Origin of the sequence: Photobacterium leiognathi, assembly GCF_030685535.1 — a bacterium.
Lineage (GTDB): Bacteria > Pseudomonadota > Gammaproteobacteria > Enterobacterales > Vibrionaceae > Photobacterium > Photobacterium leiognathi.
In genome coordinates this window covers 1412322-1437239 of record NZ_CP131599.1, presented here as the reverse complement: position 1 = coordinate 1437239, position 24918 = coordinate 1412322, and the positions used below count along the sequence as shown (strand labels likewise).

Genomic DNA, 24918 nt, shown 5'->3' with positions numbered 1-24918 from the left:
TTGAACTAATTTTATGTTTCATGATCTGATCATCTAAGCAATGATAAGGATGATTATGATGACCTATATAGAACCAACTCTTTGGGCTCAAAAACAATTCGGTCAAGCCGATCTTAATGACCCAAGACGCACTCAAAGACTCGTTGCTCTAGCTACCTCTCTGGCTGAACAACCTGGTATCCCTATCTCAAAACTCATCATATCCCCAGCCGATATGGAAGGGGCTTATCGCTTTATTCGTAATGAACAAATCAAAGCAGAAGATATTGCAGAAGCTGGATTCTATGTCACAGCACAAGAAGCTTTTAAACAACAAACACTGCTTGCATTGGAAGATACCACTTCTCTAAGTTACTCACATCACAGCATACAAGATACACTCGGGCATTCCAATCAAGGTAATCGACACCGAGCAATGTTCGTTCATTCAACGTTGCTTTTTGCTCCCGAAACTCACACTGTAGTTGGTTTAATCGAACAACAACGCTGGACCCGAGATATTGAAAAACGTGGTCAAAGACACCAACACGCAACTCGACCATACAAAGAAAAAGAAAGTTATAAATGGGAACAAGCATCTCGCCATGTTGCAGAGCGACTAGGCGAGAAAATATCAGAGGTTATTTCTGTATGTGATAGAGAAGCAGATTTATTCGAGTACCTCACTTACAAGCACGAGCAACAACAACGATTTATCGTTCGCTCAATGCAAAGTCGCTGTATCGAGGAGCATGATAATCGTCTTTATGACTACGCTTCCAAGTTGTTATCAGCAGGAAGCAAAGAGCTAAAAATACCGCAAAAAGGCGGTCGTAAGTCTCGCACGGCTCATCTAGACATCAAATATGCTCCCGTGACACTTAAGTCTCCCGCCAATAAAAAAGAGTTCGATAATATCTCTCTCTACTATGTTGGATGTATAGAGCAAGGTGAGAGTGACGACAAGCTCGCATGGCATTTACTGACATCAGAGCCTGTAACGAACAAAGAGGAAGCACTTAAAATCTTCAGTTATTATGAGCGTCGTTGGCTGATAGAAGATTTTCACAAGGTTTGGAAAAGTGAAGGCACGCAAGTTGAACAACTGAGAATGCAAAGTAAAGATAACTTAGAAAGGCTCAGTGTTATTTTGGCATTTATTGCTACTCGTTTACTCCAGTTAAGATTTATGAACGAATCTAAAGAGTTATCTAGTAGCTGTTGTGAACGGGTGTTAAAAGGTAAAGCGTGGAAGCTTATGTGGTTAAAATTAGAGAAGAAAAAGCTGCCCAAAGAAGCACCAAATATATCGTGGGCTTACAAAAGTATTGCACGGTTAGGTGGTTGGAAAGATACCAAGCGGACGGGTCGCGCTTCTGTAAAGACATTATGGCAAGGATGGTTTAGGTTACAAACCATCCTTGAAGGATATGAACTAGCTAAGTCTCTTGAACACAATGACTTGTGATCAAGAGACAGGCGTTGGCTGCCTTTTTTATTTTTAACTGCATATTAAAGCTTAAGAATATAATTCAAACATGTAACTCATTATTGCTATTAGTGAGTATTATTTGTTATTAATTTCTATAAATGTTGTTGTTCTGTAAATAGGGTGCTTGTCAATAACATCTAAATTAAAAATGTGTTTTACAGCATATATTTTCATGGTGAATCTGATGTCATGGCAAATTAACAAAAGCACGCTATTTAGTTAATTTTTTCTTATTCTATTAATATGTAACTTTATAATATCCTATCTTTATTTTGGTTGTTTTTATTTATTTTAATCTATTAAGTTCAATATATTTAGGTTATTCATCTGGTAATACCAGTGTTAATATATGAGTTCATAATATTTGTTTTTATGGTTAAAACTGCGGCGAATAATTAAATTGTAAGTAAATATTTCCAGGAGTAGGCTTGCTGGCACTTTAAAAATTTCAACCCGTAAGTATTTAACCTATGAGTAACAATAAACTAGACGCAACGTATAAACGTCTACGCTGGCAAATTATTATTACCACCTTTCTGACATATACAGTGATGTATATTTCTCGTAAAGCTTTCGCAGCAGCAGCACCGTTATTGATGACCGATCTGGGTATGACAACGGTTCAATTTGGTTTAGCATCTTCGATTTACTACATTTTATACGGCGTATCCAAATTTAGCTCTGGCCTTCTTGCCGATAAAATTAATCCTCGTTTATTCCTTGCACCAGTGCTTGTTGTGATTGCCATTATCAACGTAGGTATAGGTATGACTAACAGCGTTAATATGCTGCTTGCGTTGTATTGTTTAACAGCGGTTGTTCAAGGTTGTGGTTTCCCGCCTATTGCGAAAGCGATCAGCCAGTGGTATTCAAAATCTGAACGCGGTGGTTGGTACTCGCTTTGGAATACTTCTCATAATGTCGGTGGTGCGATGGCGCCGCTCATTGCTTCTGCTGTTATTGCTTACACTGGTAACTGGCGTTACGCATTTTATGTACCTGCAGCGATTACTGCGGTTCAAGCCGTTATTGCCGCAATTTTGATGCGTGGTAAGCCAGAAAATTATGGTTTACCGAATGTAGGTGAATGGCGTAATGATACTAAGCAGCTTGAGATCAATAAGCGTTCTGAAGTAGGTCTTAGCATGTGGGTGATGTTTAAGCGCTACATTCTAACTAACCCTATTATTTGGTTAGCGATCGGTGGTGACTTATGTATTTATGTGATCCGTACTGTAACTAACGACTGGGTAAGTGTTTATTTCGTTAAAGAGCTAGGTTGGGATTTAGTCAAATCTAACTCACTGGTCGCTTGGTTTGAAGTAGGTGGTATTTTAGGTGGTTTAACGTCGGGTATTATCTCTGACAAATTCTTTGGTGCCGATCGTTGGAAAACCATTCTAATTTATAGCTTTGTGTTAATTGCGGGGATGGTCGGTGTGGTATTTACTATTCATATTGACTACATGCTGGTGGCACTATGCTTCTTCATTATCGGAGCTGGTATTTATGCGCCACAAATGCTGTTTGCGTTAGGTATTATTGAAGCGTCACACGCTGACGGTGCAGGTGCGGCTACAGGTTTAAAAGGTGGTGTTACCTACATTGGTGCTGCACTTGCTGGTGCGCCGATTGCGATGATTGAAACGGCTTATTCTTGGAGTGGTGTATTTACTTTATTAGCTGCGATTGCTGTTACTTTAGTGGTGCTAACCTGTGTGATCATTCGTGTCGATAGTAAACGTTTACCAATGTAAATCACGAAGTAAAGATAATAAAATGTATGGTCCGCCCCGTTATTGCAACTACAATATTAGTAATAACGGAGTTGCGCTAATGTATTCGGAGTCAAAATTAGGCATATTAATGTCCTAGCTCCACGATGATATCCGCGCCAGATTATCCTTAAAAAGCGAAAAGCATTTATTGCTGTTTTTATTATCAGGTTATTAATCTGGCCGATTTACCGTTAATGTCATCACTTGCATTGTCGTTGCAAACTCGGTTATGACTGCGATGCAGTCTTAAACGCTTGGCGGTGGTATAACACCGCCCAAGCTATTCTTGCTAATTTGTTAGCCAATGCGACAACAACCACATTGAATGGCTTACTGGCTCTTAAATCTACCAGCCATTGTCCGAAGACTTTTACCCGTTGTCTCTAACCTTGATAATACAGCTCTTGCGCCATGAATGAATAATGTCCGGAGATGTTTATTTCCTCGTTTACTCACCCCAAGTAACTTTGTTTTACCTCCCGTAGAGTATTGTCGAGGCACTAACCCTAACCAAGCAGCCATATTCCTTCCATTTGAAAAGTTACTGGCGGCACTAACATCTGCCACACACAGGGTTGCTGTTAAATCACCGATGCCAGGCACAGTTTTTAATAACTTAGCCAATTCATGTTGCTCAGCTAGCTGTTTCAACTTCGTATCTTGTATTTTTATCTGCTCATTAAGATACAAATAATGTGCGTGAATTAAGCTTAATTCGTACATAAGACTTTGTGGAAGAGTTTGATATTTTTGGTCTGCTATCCACTGAAAAAGCATCTTCATTTTCGCATGTCCTGTAGGCAAGCTCAGTCCAAACTCTAACAATATCGCTCCGATACGAGACATACAGGCTGTTCGCTCCTTAATAAAACCATCACGGATACGATGAATGACAGCAATGACTTGTGCTTCTTCTGATTTAACAGCAACAAAGCGCATGGAAGGTCGACTTGCTGCTTCAGCGATAGCTGCAGCATCAATGAAGTCATTTTTATTGCCTTTCACATAAGGTTTTACATACTGAGGAGGAATGAGTTGAACTTGATGCCCAAAATCAGCACATTTACGGGCTAACCAATGTGCACCACCACATGCTTCAAATGCGATAGTGGTGGTTTCTAAATTTGAGAGAAACTTTAGAAGTTGGCTTCGATTATATTTCTTACGTAGCACCTCTTTACCTGCGTAATTGTGTGCGACAGCATGAAAGCAGTGTTTACCTAAATCGATACCTAAGATGTGGATAGTAGACATATGGTTCACCTCTTTGAAAGCCTACCCTAAGCCTAACGGCTTAGGATGAGGCGGACCATATAATTAAGCGACCAGACGGTCGCTTTTTTGTGTTTGCTAGATAGCTATTAACGAATTGAATTCAACATAAATTCCATTACAGGATCGATGTTTGCGTCCATGGTTAATGCTTTTGGTAGGTAATCTGGTTGTTTTAAGATCCCACGCTCGATGAGCTCATCAAGTAGTGGCTTAAATTCAAATCCAGTTTTACCAATAAATAGCGATGTTAGATCTTCATTTTTATACGCATGGATCGCATCTTTCAAACCACGTAGGTACAAGAAGTCTTTCGTGAAACCACCACCACGGTAAACACGTGCGGTTACTGTGAAGGCTTCATCATCGCTTACACCGTACTCGTGTTTCAAGCTGTTGAAACAGTCGTTAAAGGTGTCGCCATTTACCATCATCTCTACTGCCACTACACGTAACGCTAATGTTTTAAGTCGGTGTAGTGGGAAGCTACCTGATAAGTGCTCACACAGAATCGCAAGGCCTTCTTGTGTGTGGGTGTTACCTGGTAAACCTAATTGTAAGATCTTCAATGGTTGACGTTCAGCATTTACTGACGTTACCAAGTGCACACCCAGTTCGTGATGGATCAAGGCATCAAGATCGCCTTGAGTAAAACGACTGTTAGGGTTCACCTTAATTGTCTTGCCGCTTACCATTGCACGGGCAATCAGCTGCTTAGAAGAGACAACCTTACATGGAATGTCGTAGTCAAGAGCGGCTTCTTTAAACGCTTCAATCGCTTCTTTGGCACTGATGGTGGCAGGTTGCTGCTCTTTATACTCACAAGCATGGAGAATAAATTTCGCATTAGCAATATCACGCTCATCAGGTTGACCGTAGTAGCGTAGCGAGTTGTATAGGAACTCATCTGTACCAATCGAACAAAGTAGATCGATACGTACTGCTAACTGGTCAATTACCTTACGGTACATTTTCTGCACGTCAGCATCGCGAATACCTTCAACTAGCAAACGGTAAAGTTGCTCGCGGAACTTGTATGGATCCAAGTCAAGCTGACGGTAAGTAAACTGTGGCGTATAGCTGTGTGGTTTACTTAAGAAACGACGCTTCTCTTGCTTTAAGTTCGTCGGGTTAATGTAGCTCAAGGTATTGATACCACGAGCAATACGATATAACTGACGATCAAGCTTCAGCACTTCTTTTGACAGATTAGATGCTAGTAAGTCGCTACCTGTTAGCCCTTTCGCTTTAGTACGTTTGGTTACTGTATAAGCCGCATGTTCCGTGATCACGGTTTTCATCGACTCTTTCAGTTTCTCAATTACTAACGGGTAGGCTTCGCCACCTTGCTCATTCATGAAAATCTTCTTCACTTCAATCGGTAAGATTAATGTGTTGCTGAAGTTTTCTTTAATGAAAGTTGCTTGGTAACCCATGCCTTTGAAAACATCATTTTCTAATGCTGTGACTTCAAGGTTTGGTAGCTCTACGCTGTTTAGGTTTTCAAGTAAAACGTTGATTTCTTTACGCCAACGACGACAATTGATTTGCTTCGTGCCAACGTTGAACGTTGGTGTTTCAGCATCAATGCGCTGGTGGTTATATGAGTGAATGTCATATACCAAACAAAGACCAAATTCTTTTTCTAATGTTTCCACTAAACACTTAAGAATACGGTAGTAACAGCTATGTTTTTCATGGCTGATCGCACGCTCTTCTGGTGTTAATGGCTCAAGCCACACGTTTTTACCCCAAGCATCTTCATAAATACAGTTACTTGGATCGCGGTTTAAGTCGTATTCGTAACGAGAATCTTGACCTTGAAGAACGATTGGCAGTGATGAAATAAAATCGCCAGTAAACGGATCTTCTTCAAAGTAGCGCTCTTCTTCAGTAAGCGCACATTTTTCTTTTAATTCTCCACGAAGGTTATGACCATGGTGAATCGCGGTAGCAATATAAGGTTGGTACTCGCTTACACGAATACTCAAGCTACCGTCACCAAGCTCAGCTTCAAATGGAGTCAGGCTGCGGATTTTCTCCAGAACCTCTAACTCAGTATGCAGCATCAGCAATTACCTTACGAAAATCATTTTTACGAGCAATACCAATTTCTTTCGCCATTACTACGCTTTCAGCAAAATCAAGCACGTTACGTTGAAGTTTTACGCGGTTTAGACGGTTAATACGTGTAATGCCACCTGGGCTTAATACGTTAACTTCAACGAGCTTACCGTTGATAACATCAAGACCTACGAAGTACAGACCGTCGCGCACTAGCTTAGGACCAATGTGTTTACATAGATCAAGCTCTTGCTTGGTTAGTGTGTGTTTTACTTCACGGCCGCCTGCATGGATGTTTGAGCGAACGTCACCTTCAGCAGGTACGCGACGCATCGCACCAATTGGCTCACCATTTAACACAAGAATACGTACGTCGCCTTGCTCTGCACCTTCGATGTAATCTTGTAGGATCACATAGTTCTCATCGTCACCAATGTAGAAATCAAGCAGTGATTTCACACTTGATTTTGCACTTTTCTCAACCAAGATAACGCCTTTACCGCCGTAACCATTCAGTGGTTTTAGGATCATGCGTTCTTGGGTTGATTCATCTAATACACGCTCAAGGTACTCACGGTTCTTCGATACGTGCGTTGCTGGAATAAACTCATGGTTTGGATCTGGTAGTGATGCAGTGTATAGCTTGTTGTTTGCTACACGTAGGCCATCAATATCGTTAATGATAAACGTGTGCTCACGAACAGAATCCAAGAAGTTCAATGCCATGGTATCTAGCGGTGGGTTAGCACGCATGAAAATAACATCGAAGCCCGCAAGTGGTAACTCAGCTTTATTAAATTCTGCTTTACGGTAAAAGCTAGGGATATTGTTTGATACATCACCTTTCTTTAATACGTTACAGAAAGCAATTGCCATGCTGTCGCGCATAGTTAAGTTACTCGGTGTTGTAATTGCAACCGTGTGTCCACGACTAGCTGCTTCATGGATTAGACGTAATGTTGAATCGTTTTCTGCTTCAACTTTGTCCCACGGGTACATAACAAAACAAATTTTCATAGCTTTACCAATAAAGTACCTGCTTTTTACAGGCTATTAAAAAGAAATAAGCCATCACACAAATGTGGGATGGCTTCATTGTTACTCGATCAAAGCAGAGGAAGGAGTTCCTCTGGGTGATTAATAGTCTAAATCGCTATCACTACTATCACCATCGGTATCATCATCGTCGCCGTATGCGCTATTACTAGAGCGCTGAGATACGCATAATGTGTAACTGCGTGCTTTATGATTGGTGTGATTTAGGTATTTTAACCAACACTTACCAAATTCAGACACTGCTGCTTGCTGGCCTAATATTTCAGCAAGGAATTGAGTTTCAGACTCATCGATAGGTTGCGCAGCACCTTCATGTAAAGCGCGCATTGTACGTCCATAATTCTCTAAGACGCTGGCCTCACTAATTGTGAAAACCCCCGAGCGATTAAAGCCACGTGGGAAATTTTTATCGTCGTAAAATTTACCTTCACTTCTCATTCATAAAGTCCTTGATGTGATTTGCGGTGATATTTATCCAGCTTTGAAAATTTGTAAATCAAACTATTTTTATTATTACGATTAATTTTTTTAATCAAAATCTGCACTAAATCATCATATTGGTTAACAACGAGATTAAGCTCTTGCTAATTAGATATATAATGCTTAAATAGCGCGATAATCACGCTATTTATCCTTCTAATTCTTGAGAATTTCGCAGTGGATACAGAATTACTAAAAACATTCTTAGAAGTTACAAAAACTCGCCATTTTGGACGAGCAGCTGACAACTTATATTTAACTCAATCAGCCGTTAGTTTTCGCATTCGACAACTAGAGTCTCAACTTGGTAACCCGTTGTTTTCTCGTCAGCGTGGTAATGTACACTTAACGGCAGCTGGTGAGCGTTTACAGCCCTATGCAGAAGCGATTTTGCAAACCTGGGGACGTGCTAAACAGGATGTTGCGTTAACAGATAGTTTGAACACCCAATTAGCAATCGGTGCATCTCCTTTATTTTGGGAGTTTGATGGGATCTCTGATTGGATCAATCAGATCTACACTAGCATCCCTGGGTTGGCATTACGTTTAGAGTCAGTGAAGCGTGAAGGGATGGCAAAACGTCTCTTTGATAAGAGCATTGATCTGTTTATTACCAGTGAGCCACCAAAGATTGAAAACTTGAATGTACGTAAAGTGCGTGATTATCAGTTGCAGTTGGTGACTAATAAAGAAGGCTGCCACTTACATGATACGCGTGATATTCCACTCGTCTTTTTAGATTGGGGTACACGTTTTTCTGTTGAGCACAGTCGTATCGCCGAATTACAACGTACACCTATCATGCATACTCACTCAGTGAAGATGGCACTTGATTATATTTTGGCAAATGATGGGGTTGGTTATTTACCATCACCTGTTGTAGCTAATGCTAAACAAGCAGGCTTGATCCACTTGGTTGAAGATGCACCTGTTATGGAACAAAGTTTATATTTAGTATGGCGAGAAGATAACGAAAAAGAGGACTTGATCAAGGCTTTGGTGGAAGTACCATTTAAGAATGTGATCGAAAACATTTGATAAGTTTTTTTTGTTTTAATGAGTAAAAAATCTTGTTGTACAGAAGGCGAGATCCTGAATTAGTCTTAAGAAAAATACGGTTTGAGCTAATAAATCAGAGCAAAGACAAACAAGGTAGTTGTCACTGATTTTAAAGAAAAGCGACGTATATTTGTCACAATAGAGCATTAATATTGCGTGTGTTCTATTTATTAATTACTCAATCTGGATGTAGTTCAGGAATCGCAAATGGCTAAGTTAGACCAAAAGTTTCATAAGGGCAGCAAATCAAAATTCAACTCAGAATTTAATGATGATTTTTATGATTTGAACCAATCTCGTAACAAGAAGAAACGTCGTGTTTCACGTTCACGTTCTGAGAGTCCGGAGTACAGCGATTTCGATTATTAATACAGATTAGTTCTCGGCAATAAAAGATTTAAAGAAGGCGTATCCCATGGATACGCCTTTTTATTTATCTGCAGAAAATGTAGCTATTACTTTTCTTCGCTTAGGGCTGCGTAACGATGCAGTAATTCAGTTAATACGCTGATCCAACCAAATGCATTTTCAGGTGCATTAGCCAAAATTTTCTCAACCTCCGCACAATGCTGCTCAAGTGTTACCGCTTCTTCTAACTGGAATGAAATAGCATAAAAGTGCCAAAGAATAAGGCGTGTCATACGTTCTGTATTCTGTTTTGCATTCTCTGATTCTGAAAAGGCTTCTTTTACTTCACCTAAAGCGACAGCTGTCATACGTAGCATGGCATCAAACTGTGCTGATTTAAGACGTTCTTCGCTATCTACTTCTTCTTGCTCGAAGGTAAAGATTTCTTGCATCACATCTTCAGGCACCATACGGCCGATCACGCGTAAGCTAAATTCCTCAAGTTCATGACGAGGCATTGTTAATAGGCTGTTTAAAGTATAATCGCGTTGCATAGATATCTCTGAGCGCCTTGCCTGATCGGTATTGATCGTTGGCGTAATTAAAGGGGCACTATTTTGGATGATTTAAGACAAAATTGCGAATAAAAGCGCAAATCGCAAGTGATATTAGAGGGCATATAGTAAAGGTGAGGATTGGCGTGTAATGAAAAGTCACTGCGAGATGATGGGAAAAATCATACAATACAGAACTGACATACGGATGACATGATCATTGAGTAATCAGATTATGTTTAGCACAACTATATTGATTTCTATATAAGGCAATAATTTAGCAGCAAGTTTTATTTTCTATCTCATTGATTATAAATTTCTTTTTAATCAGTGGTGCTGTTGAATTGGATAAATTAATGACGTCAAATAATCAACAACCTGATAAAAAGCAGGACACTAAGACGCAACCATCTTCGACGCGTCATTTCATTAAACGCAGTTTGCTGACAGTCGCCATCGTGGGTGGTGTCGGCATGGCTTATTTAGGCAATAACCTGAATAAAACCATCAGCGAAAAGTTTGCAGGTCAACTTTGGCAATTACCTTCGGTTGTTTATGCCCGTGAATTAGCACTACAGCCAGGCTCTCCTATTAGCTATAACGCTTTAGTTAATGAGCTAAAAGTATTGGGTTACCACAAAGCAGCTCATCCAGATCAAAGTGGTGAATATAAGGCAAATGGCTGGAGCGTTGAGTTCGTTCGTCGTCCATTTAACTTTAAAGAAGGCGCTGAAGGTGCTCGTCATGTTTCTGTTTCTTTCAATAGCGAAGGGATCAGTAAGATGATGGATTTAGATACCAATAAAGAGTTGGGCTTCCTACACATTGATCCAAAAATGTTAGGTATGCTTGAAAGCGGCTCTGATCAGCAGCGTATCTATTTACCAAAAGATAAAATGCCTAAATTATTAGTAGAAGGTTTGGTTGATACAGAAGATCGCCATTTCTACGAGCATGATGGTATTTCTCTGGTGGGTATTGCCCGCGCATTTGTGGCGAATATTAAAGTTGGTCGTACGGTTCAAGGTGGTAGTACCTTAACCCAGCAGCTGGCAAAAAATATGTTCCTATCAAGCGAACGTAGCCTGTGGCGTAAGTTTAAAGAAGCTTATATGGCGATCATCATTGACTACAAATACGGTAAAAATGAAGTCCTTGATGCCTACATGAACCAAGTTTATCTAGCGCAATATAACGGTCGTGGTATTCATGGCTTTGCGTTAGCGTCGCGTTATTATTTTGATCGCCCGTTATCTGAATTACGTCCAGATCAAATGGCATTAATGATTGGCATGGTAAAAGGCCCGTCTTACTACAATCCTTGGCGTCATCCTGAGCGTGCGAAAGACCGCCGTAATGTGGTACTTAAGATCATGTTTGATAACAAGCTGATCACTGAAAAAGAGTACCGTTCATCGATTAAATTGCCTCTTGATATTCAAGCGAAGGGACAATTAGCAAAACGCCAGCCTGCTTACTTTGATCAAATTAAACGTGAGTTGGAAGAAAAGGTGGGTGATGCGTTTGAAGAAGGTAAAGGTTTCCGTCTATTTACCTCATTGGATCCTCAATCTCAGAAGCTAGCTGAAGAAGCTGTGAAGAAAATGATCCCGATTGTTGAAAAACGTTCGGGTAAAGATCTTCAAACGGCGATGGTTATTGCAGATCGCACAACGGGCGAAATTCGCGCCATGATTGGTGGTAGTAACCCTGACTTCCCGGGTTATAACCGTGCCATTAATGCGCAGCGTCAAATCGGCTCTGTAGTGAAGCCTTCTATTTACTTATCAGCGTTGGAAGAGCCAGAGCAATTTACCTTGGCTACATCGCTTAAAGATCAGCCGCTGTCGGTTAAGATGCAAGATGGTGCGACATGGAGCCCACGTAACTACGATCGTAAATACCGTGGTGAAGTGCCTTTATTTATGGCACTGGCGAAATCGTATAACGTACCAACCGTAAACCTTGGTATGGCGTTAGGTGTCGATAAGGTTTCTACGACGCTAACGAAACTGGGTATTCCTTATCAAGAGATCCCACAAGTACCATCGTTATTCCTAGGTTCGATTGCGTTATCACCATTAGAAGTGACGCAAATGTATCAAGCGATTGGTAATAACGGTTACCTAGCACCATTAACAGCATTAAATGCAGTGGTTGATGAAAATGGTAAAGTGCTTTATCAAAATTGGCCGAAAGCCGCACCAGTAGTCCCAAGCCAAGCGGCGTGGTTAACTATGTTTGCAATGCAAGATACGGTGAAATTTGGTACGGCACATTCATTGAATAAGTTATTCCCTAATAGCCACTTAGCGGGTAAAACAGGGACAACTAACGATGGTAAAGATAGCTGGTATGTAGGTATTGATGGACGTGAAGTTGTCACGGTTTGGATGGGACGTGACGATAACAAGTCTGCCCACTTAACAGGTGCAACAGGTGCGCTTCGTTTGTATACGGATTACATTCAACATCGAAAACCTGAACCTTTGGTATTGCGTCAACCGTCTGATCTTGAAGCGGTGAAATATACAGTAGCAGCAAATGGTACCTATACTGAAGATTGTTCAGGTACTACACGTATGCCGATTTGGGATCCAAATGGCGACTTGAAGCAGAACTGTCAGGTTCAGCAAGTTAAACAGCAAGCACAAGAAGTACAGAAGAAAGTTGAAGGTTTCTTTAATAAGTTGTTTAACTGGTAAGTAAGCATATTCGTTGAACAACGAGTTAATATTTAATAAGAAAGGCTAAGTGTTCGCACTTAGCCTTTTTATTTATGCTTTTTTAACGTTCAAATAAAAGGGGAAGCTGATGTCAGCTTTCCCTTTTTATTTCTTACTTAGACAAAGCTTAGTTTGTCATACCCCATTTAAGGTCATCATCAAGCTCTTCAATGGCTTCACCTAAGTAGTTCTCCACTTGCTCTTCGACAAGGCCATCTGGCTCTTCAAAGAATGCGATATGGAAAATAGCATCACCTTCATTAACTAATGGTAATGTCTGTTGACCAATTACGATCCCGCCTTGTGGGGCAATAACGGATACTTCGCTACTGCCAGCCGGATCGCTAACTGTGGCGATGACCTGGTCTTTCGACACCTTCTCACCCAAGGCCACATGGGATCGAAGCAAGCCATCATAGTCGGCACGGATCCAACGGGTTGCCTTTGGCACCATTGGTTCAATAACTTTTTTACTACGGCTAGTGCGTAGCATATCTAAATGGCGCATCACCTTAAGTACGCCCTGAACGCCAGATCCTACTGCATGTGGGTCAAGACGTAACGCTTCACCTGCTTCAAATGTGATCACGGGTATGTTAAATGCTTCAGCAGCTGCTCGTAATGAGCCATCGCGCAAACTTGCATCGACCACAACAGGTGATCCAAATGCCATTGCCATCTCTTTTGCTAATGGATTATCAAGGTTCGCGCGGATCTGTGGCAAGTTAGTACGGTAGATAGCTGCGGTATGTAAATCAACAACATGAGTTGCACGACGTACCACTTGGTTAAAGTATTGGTAAGCCATACGACCAGCAATTGAGCCTCGCTCTGAACCTGGGAAACAACGGTTTAAGTCACGGCGATCGGGTAGGTAACGTGATTTATGAATAAAGCCAAACACATTAACCACAGGTACCGCAATAATAGTACCGTGTAGTTTGTTTAAATCGATTTTATCGATCACTTGGCGAACCACTTCGATACCGTTTAATTCATCACCATGAATAGCTGCGTTAATTAATAGCACTGGGCCTGGGTGCTTACCGTGAAGCACATCAACGGAAACTGAAAGTGGTGAATGCGTATAAAGACGCGCGATTTCTAATTCACAATTAACATGTTTACCAGCCTCAATAGTAAGGCCTGCAAATTCAAACGGAGGCGTTTTCTTAGCCATAGATATTTCCTGTATTCGGTAGTCTATATAAAGGTAGAAAAGGTGTTGGATGCCGATAACACAAGCAGGTCAATCATGGCGCATACAATGGCAAAAAGAATAAGCGTAAATCGAATTTATAAATAGATAATTTGATCACACTTTTACAGCATCTAACAAACAATATGTTTCCAAATGTATTCTTGATTGTTATCAGAAAGCATTTTAACGGTAACAATAGGATTAAACGCTTCTATGGAAAATAAAGAAGCACTGCCATTAGACTGACAGTGCTTCTTTACAGGGGGAGTGGTTAAAGTGCTATTTTTTTACAATAGCAATTTGGTTTTTGTCGGTTTCCAGTGCTTGTTTCATCAGCTTGTTATATTGCGCGACTTGCAACTCAAATTCTTTCTTCTCTTTATGAGGAACAGAAGCTGCTAGTGGAATTTTCGCCGTCATCGGGTTTACCGCTTTACCACGGATCAAGAACTCGTAATGGATATGTGGTCCTGTTACACGTCCTGTTCGACCTGATAATGCAATTTCTTGACCTCGTTTAACATGTTGCCCTTGTTTTACTAAGATACGGCTATTGTGAAGATAACGAGTGCTGTAGTTAGCACTGTGCTTGATCACTACATATCGTCCCGCATAAGGGTGATTGGTAACCAATGTTACGACACCATCACCAGTTGCTAATACTGGTGTACCTGATGGTGTTGCAAAGTCGACACCATTGTGAGGTTGGCGACGTCCCGTTACTGGATGCACACGGTTTGGATTAAACGGTGAGCTAATACGGAAGTGCTTCGACGCTGGATATGGATAGCGAAGGAAGGCACGTTGTAAGCTTTCACCATTTTGGTCGTAGAAGTTACCATCTGAGTGTAGATAAGCCGATATTAAACTCTTACCGTTATAAATACGGATCGCTTGTAGCTCACTATCACCCGTCAGATGATTTTGAATATATTTACGCTTAGTTACGACTTCAAAAAAATCACCAGCTTTAAGATCGCGATTGAAATTTACTTTATCTTTCAGCAGCGACATGATTTCTTGGATTTCGCTGTGGCTTAATCCTGCTTTGCGTGCAGATGCGGTAAAACTGCCATGAATACTGCCTGTTGCTACGGATTCGTGCCATACACCAGGTAAGGTGATTTCTTTTACATCAAAGCTACCGTCTTTTTGTCTAATATAATCAATGCGCTGAGCCAAACTAAATTCAAGTTCTAGTTTGTTGAGCTTATGATCGCTTTCATTAATCCAAAAACGTAATGTGTTACCTGGTTTTAGTTTATCTATTTGAAGCGTATTTAAGTCCGCTTTCATGATGTCTTGAATGGTTGAATAAGGAATAGATAAACGAGCGAAGATCTCACTTAATGTGTCGCCTTTTTGGATCTTATATTCATAGCTTGGTGGTAGTTCCACCGTCTTTTTCATTTCTTTTGGTGATAGCGCTTTCAGAACAACTTCAGGTGTGTTTGAAATGGGTAGTTGTACTTGAGTTGGCTTATGTTGTGTTGTTGATGTATTGATAGATAACGCCGCTGCTACGGTAAGAAGCGAAATTCCTACCAGAGTAATATATCGAGAATTAATAAATTTGCTCAAAATTGTCGTTTTAAACGTAGACATAAACTTTGAATGCTCGTCTGATTTTATTTTTAGTGAGTGCTTATTAAATGCACTAGCTTATTTTTGTGAGCTTGTATGAAAACATAGCTTTTCTGAACCGTAAATGAATTAAAACTACAAGCACTAATTGTTTACTGTATTTTTAATAAAATTAGATAATATCTTGAAAATATGACTTATTTTACGATGTTTTATATTTCTATATAAATTAAACACATTATTTTTTATAAAAAGTTTCGACGGTTCGTTCAGGTTGAAATTAAATCATTTTCTATATTTAATCTCAGTGACTTAGTGATTTAATAGCCCAAGTATTGAGGTTATCAAAGAACAATACTTGGGCTGAAATCATTATTTATGCTTTTTTTCTGCTCTATAGCGTGCGTTCGTCCGATTTATACGGGTTTCTTCTACTCGTTTTTGTTCTATATGACCTTCTTTATGCCCATTGGTTAAGAGGTAATTATTGTTATTAATCGATGTTAGCATTGTACTTTGTTGTTGCTGTACATGATTGAGTCGATGAGTATGGTCAAGATATTCAATAGTGTTCTCAGCAATAATATTCGTTGAGTGGGGAGATGATGGCGTTATAGCGAATGCGGATAGTGAATGCAGTGCTAACGATAGAATTAGACCTGTGATTACACGTTTCATTGTCTTCCTCTCAGAATTAAGACGCAGACAGTAAACGTTATTCTGACTGAATAAAGAGTGATTCCACTATTCATATTTCATTCATAATAAAAACAAAATTTGAATAGAATTTTTAAATAGTGTGTTGAATCATGCCATGATATTTTTATTCACTCATTTAGATATTGTTTTTTCATATAGGTGTATAGAGTTATGAGCGGCGATCATCAAGAGCAAGCATTTATGATGCGAGCGCTATTATTATCTCATCAGGCATTACCAGCTTGTCGTCCAAATCCACCTGTAGGGTGTGTGCTAGTGAAAGATGGGCAGATAGTTAGTGAAGGTTTTACTCAACGACCAGGACATCATCATGCAGAAGCAATGGCATTGGCGAATTATGGTGCAAGCTTAGATGACGTTACAGCGTATGTAACGCTAGAGCCGTGCTCTTTTGTTGGAAGAACACCTTCTTGTGCGCACACATTGGTTGAACGAGGGATCAAGAAAGTTGTAGTTGCGACTTTAGATCCTGATACACGTAATAGTGGAAAAGGTATTGCGGTGCTAGAGCAAGCTGGTGTTGAAGTGGAAGTAGGATTGTGTGAAAACGAAGTCCTGGACTTTATAGAGCCGTATTTAATCCGAAATTAATGCAACTTAATAAAAAAGCCCAATTAATAAGCCGTAAAGACGTATTAATTGGGCTTTTTATTCTTATCTCTAATCAAAAAGATAGAAAGCAAAACTATTATTTAGAAGAAGTTTTGTGATGTTCACGAGATGATTCTTTATGATCATGCTCTTTAGTTTTATGGTGACGATGCTCATCATGTTCATGGCGATTATGGTGAGTTTGCTCTGGGTGTTTATGACCTACTGGAGCGCCGCCATGTTGTGTATGTGGATGACTTTTCTCGTGTTCACGGAATTCGTGGTGGTCACGATTATGTTTATGCTCTGCGCCATCATCGTAACGACGTTCCATTTTTTCATGTTCAAATTCAGCACCGTGTTGGTGACCTTTTTGTGAACCTTTGTGCTCTTGGCTATTGAAATGTGGCATATCTAAATCCTTTGATAAACAGCGTTAAAAAATAAGTTGGTGTCTGTCTATGCGATTTAATTTACGCTTATTTTTATTATCAACAATAGACATTTTTAATGATCAAACTTTTTATTTTTGGTAATTGCTGATATGAAAAAATAGGTATATTAATTAAAGCTTTCCTTTAGATTAATATTCCATTTTTGATATTTAACTAACCGTTTTAATCAAGTAATCAATATTTACATAATTTATAAAATTAAAGATGGAATAGATGAGTTTTTTTATCTATGGTGAATTAAAGTTTATTTAGAGCTTAGTTTATGTTTTTTAATACTTATAAATCATCATCACAATCAGTCTTATCTAGTGAAGATAAAGTTAATTTAATCAATGATATACACGAATTAATTAGTCAGCGTTTTGCTGGTTAAGGGATTAAATTAATCAAAGATTTGTCTGATGAAGGGCATTTAAAGCTGCGTTTTGAAGTAAATGGAGAAGAGTTACTTCACGTGAATGTATGTAAACAATAATTAAAAATGTAACATTTCGAGTGGTAATTTTTTGATAGAAAAGAAAAAGCCGAGCTATTTAGCTCGGCTTTTTATTATTAAAGGCAATATTATGCTAGTAATTCTTTTGCTGTGTTTACAACGTTTTCAGTTGTAAAACCAAACATTTTGAATAGTTCTTCAGCAGGTGCTGATTCACCAAATGATGTCATACCGATGATACGACCATCAAAACCAACATACTTGTACCAGTAATCAGCAATACCAGCTTCAACAGCAACACGTGCGGTTACGTCAGAAGGTAGTACGCTTTCACGGTAAGCTGCGTCTTGCTTGTCGAATAGGTCTGTTGCTGGCATAGATACTAGACGAACTTTACGGCCTTCAGCTGTTAGCTGTGCGTAAGCTTCTGCTGCGATACCTACTTCAGAACCTGTTGCAATAAGAATTAGCTCTGGCTTACCTTCACAATCTTTAAGAACGTAACCACCTTTCGCGATGTTAGCTACTTGTGCTGCATCACGATCTTGTTGCGTTAGGTTCTGACGAGAGAAGATTAGCGATGTAGGACCATCTTTACGCTCGATAGCGTATTTCCAAGCTACTGCTGATTCAACTTGGTCACATGGACGCCATGTGCTCATGTTTGGTGTTAGACGTAGAGAAGCAATTTGCTCTACAGGTTGGTGCGTAGGACCATCTTCACCAAGACCGATTGAGTCGTGCGTGTAAACTTGGATGTTCTGCACTTTCATTAGCGCAGCCATGCGCATTGCGTTACGTGCGTATTCCATGAACATTAGGAATGTTGCACCGTAAGGAACGAAACCACCGTGTAGTGCGATACCGTTGATGATTGCAGTCATACCAAATTCACGTACACCGTAGTGAATGTAGTTGCCTGATGCATCTGTTGGTGTGATTGACTTAGAGCCAGACCACATGGTTAGGTTAGAAGGCGCAAGGTCAGCAGAACCACCCATAAATTCAGGTAGTAGCTTACCAAATGCTTCTAGTGCGTTTTGAGATGCTTTACGAGAAGCGATGTTTGCTGGGTTAGCTTGAAGATCAGCAATGATTTCAGATGTTACTTGATCCCAGTTCGCTGGTAGTTCGCCGTTCATACGACGCTTGAATTCTGCTGCTAGTTCAGGGTGAGCTGCTGCGTATGCTGCAAATTTCTCATCCCATGCTGCTTCTTTCACTTTACCTGCTTCTTTTGCATCCCACTCAGCGTAAATTTCTGCTGGGATTTCAAATGCGCCGTAAGTCCAACCTAGGAATTCACGTGCTGCTTTAATTTCATCAGCGCCTAGTGGAGCACCGTGACAGTCGTGAGAACCTGATTTGTTAGGAGAACCAAAACCGATGATTGTTTTACAACAAATTAGCGTAGGCTTGTCTGTTTCAGCTTTTGCTGCTTCGATTGCTGCGTTGATTGCTGCTGCATCGTGACCATCAACAGCAGGAATTACGTGCCAGCCGTAAGATTCAAAACGCTCAGGTGTGTTATCAGTGAACCAACCTTCAACGTGACCATCGATAGAAATACCGTTGTCATCCCAGAAAGCGATCAGTTTGCCAAGACCTAAAGTACCTGCAAGTGAACATGCTTCGTGAGAGATACCTTCCATTAGACAGCCGTCGCCTAGGAAAGCGTAAGTGTGGTGGTTAACAACGTCATGACCTTCACGGTTAAATTGTGCAGCCATTGCTTTTTCAGCAATCGCCATACCTACCGCGTTAGTGATACCTTGACCTAGAGGACCAGTCGTCGTTTCAACACCTGGCGCGTAACCGTACTCTGGGTGACCTGGTGTTTTAGAGTGAAGTTGACGGAAGTTCTTCAGATCATCGATAGATAGATCGTAACCTGTTAGGTGAAGTAGCGAATAGATAAGCATTGAACCGTGGCCGTTTGATAGTACAAAACGGTCGCGATCAGCCCACTGTGGGTTTTGTGGGTTGTGGTTCATGTGACCACGCCAAAGTACTTCAGCGATATCAGCCATACCCATAGGTGCGCCAGGGTGACCAGAATTTGCTTGTTGTACACCATCCATGCTTAGCGCACGAATAGCATTCGCTAACATTTTATGTTCCATAGTGTTTCCACCAAAATATTTGAATTTTAAACTTAAGAAAGCGGCATTTAAGGCCGCTTTCTGAAATAGTTATTTCTGTAATTACAGACGCTCAGCGATCATTGCTTCTAGTTTGCCCTGATCAATCGCGAAATTACGAATACCTTCAGCTAGTTTTTCAACAGCCATTGCATCTTGGTTGTGCTCCCATAGGAACTCAGCATGAGTCATAGCTGCTGGACGATCTTTCAGTTCCGTTGCTGCTTTTAGTTTCTCAACAACTTCACCTTGCGCTTCTTCTAGCTCTTGAAGTAGTTGTGGGCTGATAGTTAAGCGGTCACAACCTGCTAATTCTAGAATTTCACCAGTGTTACGGAAACTTGCGCCCATAACCACGGTATTGTAACCGTGTTCTTTGTAGTAGTTATAGATATTCGTTACAGAAATCACACCTGGATCTTCTTGTGGTGCAAAATCACGGCCTTCTTTCGCCTTGTACCAGTCCATAATACGACCAACGAATGGAGAAATTAGGTAAACACCTGCTTCAGCACATGCACGTGCTTGAGCAAATGAGAATAGAAGCGTTAGGTTACAGTTGATGCCTTCTTTCTCTAGGATTTCTGCCGCACGGATACCTTCCCAAGTAGAAGCTAGCTTGATCAGGATACGATCGTTGCTGATACCTGCATCGTTGTACATTTTGATTAGCTGACGAGCTTTTGCCACGCTACCTTCAGTGTCGTAAGAAAGACGTGCGTCTACTTCTGTAGAAATACGACCAGGTACTACGTTTAGGATTTCTTTACCGATGTTTACAGCAAGCATGTCACAAGTGTCTTGAACTTGTTGTGCTTTATCACTGCTTTGTGCTTTTGCGTAAGCAATTGAAGCTTCGATTAAAGGTGCGTATTCAGCGATTTGCGCTGCTTTTAAGATCAATGAAGGGTTAGTCGTCGCATCTTCTGGTTGGTATTTTGTGATGTCTTTAATGTCACCAGTATCTGCAACAACAGTTGTTAGTGCGCGTAGCTGTTCTAATTTTGTGCTCATATCTATTGACCTTGTTTATAGGGCTTATGCCATGCCAGCCACTATTTATAACGTGAAATGCTGTCATGCTCAAAAGAATTATTACTTATTCTTAACGTCTTCATACAGAACCTTTTACACGCCTAATGAGCGGATGGTTTGTGTGAGAGCATTTGATAAATCGATAATTGTCTTTTTAAGGTTTTTTGTCAATTCAAAATGCGAATAAATCACGTTTAGATCTCATAAAAACTGTGATTATCGTTACTTAGTAGTGTTTAATTGCTTTTTATTATTATCTGAGTTGTTTTTATTTGTGAACATATGATCCTTTTTTTGATCAAATGTTCATTATTGCTATTAGGATTGGTTAAAAGAAAAGCAAAATGCACGAAGTGTTGGATAAAGGGGATACAAAGAGAGGGTATATAATATAATAAAAAGCCACTAGCTCTCGCTAATGGCTTATCTTTAGTTACAACTAATTGATTAGAAGTTGTAGTTAACACCAACGTAGTACATTGTTGTTTCTGAATCTAGGTTTAAATCTTTATCGTTATCAGCGTTCTTTAGATCTGTAGATAGGTAGTCGATACCTGCGCGTACGTCTACGTGTTCAGCAACTGCGAAGTTAACACCTGCGCCTGCTGTCCAGCCCCAACCATCAACATCAATGTGAGCTCTCTCAATATCTTGCCAGTTACCGTCTGCCGCTACGTAAGCAACACCCGCTTTAGCAAATAGAGAGAACTGATCGTTAAGTGGCATCATTACGCGAGGAGTCAGAGTCGCGTAACCTTTCTTAATATTATCTTTTTCACCAGTTTGGCCTAGTGTTGCTTCAAGACCAAGGTTTTCAGTGAAATTGTAACCACCGTATAGGCCGTATGCAACAACATTTTCGTCGTAGTTATAATCCCAATTATCTGCTTTAAGATCCGTTGTTGCATTACCAAGGCTTGCACCTACGTATGGACCAGTCTGATCGGCAAGTGCTGCACCAGATGCTGTTGTAAGAACAAGTGCTAATGGTAATAGAATCTTTTTCATCATAATTTCCTTTATTATTCATATTTGTACCCAGGAGTTAATACTCTAACTCTTGGGCATCACTGACTGCGATGAGGAGAATATGATGTATTCAGGTGGTGAATGTCAGTGTTTTGTAAGGTGTTTTATTGAACAGTTTGGTTTGACGTTAAGCTAACATTACTCGGACTGTGCTTTTACATTTCTAGCGAAATAGGGCATTTAATTTGAATAAACTGACTGTTTTTATGGTTTTAATAGCTATATTGGCGTCTTTTCTTGAATATTTATGAAAATGATAAAAAGATTCATTTAATTACTATGAAATCAATCGCAATTTAACATTATTCTCGTGCTACATACCTGAAGGTTATTTTTTATTCGGTATCGTATCTGCTACTCAAAAGGACGTTGTGCATTTGATTAGCTGTTATGAGGGATAAAAATGGGATTGATGAAGAGATATGCTAGCTATTTTGCTGCGCTAATAGTGTTTGCTACATCAACACATGTTGTTGCTAAACCTAAATATATAGACCCCATTCCTCTAGAACAGTTGATCACTACCCCTGTATCTTCGGTAAAAAATCAACCCCATGCACTACCTGTTATTACATGGGGGGCTGATATTAATACGATTTATGCTAATGGCAGCCAAGCGATAACCTCAGCAGATTCTCTTTTTGCTAGTTATGGTTTGAAATATACGTTAAAGCGTAATGACACATTCTCAGATCAGCTTTCTCATTACTTATCAGGTCAAACTCCTTACTTACGTGGCACATTAGGCATGATTAATGCCGCGTCGGATCTACTTGCCAATAAACCTGCTGTACAGCCTGTGATAATTCATCAATTATCATGGTCATCGGGTGGTGATGCGTTAGTAGTGAAGCCAAATATTCGTACGGTTGCCGATCTAAAAGGGAAAACAATCGCCTTGCAAGCTTATGGACCGCATGTCGATTATATGGGAGCGGTATTAAAAGATGCAGGACTCACACCTTCAGATGTCACGATTAAATGGCTGCCAGATCTGACAGGTACAGACAACAGTCCATTTAGTGCCTTATACGAAGTTGATGTTGATGCGGTATTTGTTATTTTGCCGGATGCATTAGCGTTAACATCTGGCGGCACGGTGGGAACGGGCGCTGAGGATTCGGTGAAAGGCGCCAAAATATTGATGTCAACAAAGACAGCGAACAGAGTTATTGCAGATGTGTATGCTGTTCGTGCTGATTACTTTAAAAGTCATCGTGCTGAAGTGATGAATTTTGTAAAAGCGTTAAATACAGCAATAGCGGAAGTAAAAACATTATTCACTAATACCGCTAACACTAGTGCGCAGGTAACACCGTTACTGACATATTCAGCAGATTTACTATTAGATTCCCCAGACGCTCATGAAGATGTGAAAGGTCTTTACGCAGATGCTGAGCATTTAGGCATTAATGCAAATAAACAACTTTTTACCGATAAAGCCTACCCACGAAATATCACTAAAGTAAGCCAAGAAATACAAAGCACACTAAAAACGCTTGGGCTTACATCAGCTACGCAACTGCCATTATTAGCCAATTGGGATTTTTCTCAATTAGGGGCTGATGTGGCATTCAGTAACAAATCACGATTTAACAGCGAACGTGTTGCTTCGGTCGTTGCTAAAAAACAGCAACAGAATTCATTAGAAGATGGCGAGCTATTTTCTTTTGAAGTTGCTTTCCAACCGAACCAAAACAAATTTGATCCGCAACTGTATAAGTCAGAGTTCTTACGAGTGATTGAGCTTGCTTCAACTTATGGTGGCGCTGTGATCACTGTGGAAGGACATAGTGATCCGCTTAAATACTTACGCTCAAAGAAAAAAGGCGAAACTGGTGTGGTGCTTAACCGCATTAAGCAATCGAATCGCAATATCAGCCTGTCACGAGCGCAGAGCGTAAAAGAAAGTGTCCTGATATTTGCAACAGATCAAGGCGTAGCACTTGATTCAAGTCAGTTTGCTCTTGTTGGACACGGTTTTGGTAATCCTAAAACAGGCATGTGCGGTGGCGATCCTTGTGCGCCAGCAACTGAAGCTGAATGGCGTTCAAATATGCGTGTTGTGTTTCGAATTATTCAGCTTGAAGCTGAATCTGATGTATTCCAACCATTATAGGGGCTGGTCATGAATAAATTTACTTTATTTATATGCGTCGGATTAGCGGCGTTCTTTATTAATAAGAGCATGAAAGATAAGCCGACATCACAACAGTTAGTGTCTGCACCGAGTTTGCTTGCTGTCTCAACTGGTTATGGTTTTGATGCATTAAAAAATAATTGGCCGACGCTGAATAATACTCAAACCTCATCGAGTGATAACTGGTTAGCGGCGAACTATTTATTGATCTTTGATGGTAGTGGTTCGATGGATAATACCAATTGTGGTAATGGTCAGAGAAAAATTGTTGCCGCTAAAGAAGCGATGCAAACCTTTATTAATGATATTCCACAAGATGCGAATGTTGGTTTATATGTCTTTGATAATGCTGATTCATCGCTACGAGTGCCATTAGGTATCAATAATCGTGCGACATTAAAACAAGCTATTTATGACGTGAAAGCAGGCGGGACGACACCGCTAAAAAGCTCATTAACATCTGGGTACACCGCATTAGAAAAGCAGGCGGAAAAGCAATTAGGTTATGGTGAATATAATGTCGTCATCGTGACTGACGGTGATGCGAGTGTAGGTGAAGAGCCGGAAGTTGCCATTAGCCGTATTTATCAAAACTCGCCTGTGACCATTCATACTATTGGCTTTTGTATCGGCAATCGACATGCACTGAACGCGGAAGGGATCACTTATTACCAATCTGCCAATAACCCTGAGAAGTTATTAGCAGGTTTGCAGAGTGTGCTTGCTGAATCTGCGCAATTTGATGTCTCTAGCTTTAATTAAGTCATAAAGAGGAAAG

Annotated in this window: 19 protein-coding genes and 1 pseudogene; 8 read left to right on the top strand and 12 right to left on the bottom strand. The window is 40.2% G+C overall.

Annotation, left to right across the window (positions count from 1 at the left end; translation table 11 throughout):
• Window positions 1-58 precede the first annotated feature (58 nt).
• Window positions 59-1447 carry an IS4 family transposase gene (locus Q7674_RS06640; protein ID WP_305422577.1) on the top strand — a complete coding sequence of 463 codons (1389 nt, stop codon included), beginning with the start codon at window positions 59-61 and terminating at the stop codon, window positions 1445-1447.
• A 494-nt stretch (window positions 1448-1941) separates the two neighbouring features.
• Complete coding sequence (locus Q7674_RS06635; RefSeq protein ID WP_305422137.1) at window positions 1942-3228, top strand: MFS transporter; 1287 nt, start codon at window positions 1942-1944, stop codon at window positions 3226-3228.
• A 248-nt stretch (window positions 3229-3476) separates the two neighbouring features.
• On the opposite strand, the pseudogene Q7674_RS06630 reads toward Q7674_RS06635, so the two are convergent.
• From Q7674_RS06630 to Q7674_RS06615, 4 genes and pseudogenes are all read right to left on the bottom strand, one after another.
• Window positions 3477-4503: pseudogene (locus tag Q7674_RS06630) on the bottom strand (IS110 family RNA-guided transposase).
• A gap of 107 nt (window positions 4504-4610) precedes the next feature.
• Window positions 4611-6590, bottom strand: coding sequence for a flavohemoglobin expression-modulating QEGLA motif protein (locus Q7674_RS06625; protein WP_305422135.1), 1980 nt, complete (start codon window positions 6588-6590; stop codon window positions 4611-4613).
• Complete coding sequence (gshB, locus tag Q7674_RS06620) at window positions 6577-7602, bottom strand: glutathione synthase (RefSeq protein WP_008988699.1); 1026 nt, start codon at window positions 7600-7602, stop codon at window positions 6577-6579. Before gshB ends, Q7674_RS06625 begins: the two co-directional genes overlap by 14 nt.
• 120 nt (window positions 7603-7722) lie before the next feature.
• A complete protein-coding gene (locus Q7674_RS06615) occupies window positions 7723-8079 on the bottom strand; it encodes a MaoP family protein (protein WP_045064303.1) in 357 nt (118 codons plus the stop codon).
• Between the two features lie 219 nt (window positions 8080-8298).
• Here Q7674_RS06615 and hdfR point away from each other — a divergent pair, with 219 nt between their 5' ends.
• Window positions 8299-9159: an HTH-type transcriptional regulator HdfR gene (gene hdfR / locus Q7674_RS06610; RefSeq protein WP_008988701.1), complete on the top strand. Its 861-nt coding sequence runs from the start codon at window positions 8299-8301 to the stop codon at window positions 9157-9159.
• Between the two features lie 228 nt (window positions 9160-9387).
• Window positions 9388-9549: a hypothetical protein gene (locus Q7674_RS06605; RefSeq protein WP_023935405.1), complete on the top strand. Its 162-nt coding sequence runs from the start codon at window positions 9388-9390 to the stop codon at window positions 9547-9549.
• Window positions 9550-9635: 86 nt separating this feature from the next.
• Here the strand turns inward: Q7674_RS06605 and Q7674_RS06600 are convergent, their stop codons facing one another.
• Window positions 9636-10082 carry a hypothetical protein gene (locus Q7674_RS06600; protein WP_045064302.1) on the bottom strand — a complete coding sequence of 149 codons (447 nt, stop codon included), beginning with the start codon at window positions 10080-10082 and terminating at the stop codon, window positions 9636-9638.
• Between the two features lie 356 nt (window positions 10083-10438).
• Between Q7674_RS06600 and mrcB the strand changes: the two genes are divergently transcribed.
• Complete coding sequence (gene mrcB, locus Q7674_RS06595; protein WP_305422132.1) at window positions 10439-12787, top strand: penicillin-binding protein 1B; 2349 nt, start codon at window positions 10439-10441, stop codon at window positions 12785-12787.
• Between the two features lie 148 nt (window positions 12788-12935).
• Here mrcB and Q7674_RS06590 read toward each other — a convergent pair whose 3' ends face one another.
• From Q7674_RS06590 to Q7674_RS06580, 3 genes are all read right to left on the bottom strand, one after another.
• Complete coding sequence (locus Q7674_RS06590; protein ID WP_008988704.1) at window positions 12936-13988, bottom strand: succinylglutamate desuccinylase/aspartoacylase family protein; 1053 nt, start codon at window positions 13986-13988, stop codon at window positions 12936-12938.
• Between the two features lie 300 nt (window positions 13989-14288).
• Window positions 14289-15614, bottom strand: coding sequence for a peptidoglycan DD-metalloendopeptidase family protein (locus tag Q7674_RS06585; protein ID WP_045064300.1), 1326 nt, complete (start codon window positions 15612-15614; stop codon window positions 14289-14291).
• 351 nt (window positions 15615-15965) lie between these two features.
• Window positions 15966-16271 carry a hypothetical protein gene (locus Q7674_RS06580; RefSeq protein ID WP_045064299.1) on the bottom strand — a complete coding sequence of 102 codons (306 nt, stop codon included), beginning with the start codon at window positions 16269-16271 and terminating at the stop codon, window positions 15966-15968.
• Window positions 16272-16463: 192 nt separating this feature from the next.
• On the opposite strand from Q7674_RS06580, the gene ribD reads away from it, so the two are divergent.
• Window positions 16464-16904: a bifunctional diaminohydroxyphosphoribosylaminopyrimidine deaminase/5-amino-6-(5-phosphoribosylamino)uracil reductase RibD gene (gene ribD / locus Q7674_RS06575; RefSeq protein WP_045064297.1), complete on the top strand. Its 441-nt coding sequence runs from the start codon at window positions 16464-16466 to the stop codon at window positions 16902-16904.
• A gap of 97 nt (window positions 16905-17001) precedes the next feature.
• On the opposite strand, the gene Q7674_RS06570 is transcribed toward ribD, so the two are convergent.
• The 4 genes from Q7674_RS06570 to Q7674_RS06555 all read right to left on the bottom strand — a co-directional run bounded on the left by Q7674_RS06570 (window position 17002) and on the right by Q7674_RS06555 (window position 21982).
• A complete protein-coding gene (locus Q7674_RS06570) occupies window positions 17002-17316 on the bottom strand; it encodes a hypothetical protein (RefSeq protein WP_023935392.1) in 315 nt (104 codons plus the stop codon).
• A 607-nt stretch (window positions 17317-17923) separates the two neighbouring features.
• Entirely contained in the window at window positions 17924-19918 is a 1995-nt protein-coding gene (gene tkt, locus Q7674_RS06565) for a transketolase (RefSeq protein WP_023935390.1), read from the bottom strand.
• Window positions 19919-19999: 81 nt separating this feature from the next.
• A complete protein-coding gene (tal, locus tag Q7674_RS06560; protein WP_008988710.1) occupies window positions 20000-20950 on the bottom strand; it encodes a transaldolase in 951 nt (316 codons plus the stop codon).
• Between the two features lie 468 nt (window positions 20951-21418).
• Window positions 21419-21982: an outer membrane protein gene (locus tag Q7674_RS06555; RefSeq protein WP_237155823.1), complete on the bottom strand. Its 564-nt coding sequence runs from the start codon at window positions 21980-21982 to the stop codon at window positions 21419-21421.
• A gap of 421 nt (window positions 21983-22403) precedes the next feature.
• Between Q7674_RS06555 and Q7674_RS06550 the strand changes: the two genes are divergently transcribed.
• Window positions 22404-24119 (top strand): ABC transporter substrate-binding protein, encoded by a 1716-nt coding sequence (locus Q7674_RS06550; protein WP_107229623.1) that lies wholly within the window; start codon window positions 22404-22406, stop codon window positions 24117-24119.
• 9 nt (window positions 24120-24128) lie between these two features.
• A complete protein-coding gene (locus tag Q7674_RS06545) occupies window positions 24129-24902 on the top strand; it encodes a vWA domain-containing protein (protein WP_305422128.1) in 774 nt (257 codons plus the stop codon).
• Window positions 24903-24918 lie beyond the last annotated feature (16 nt).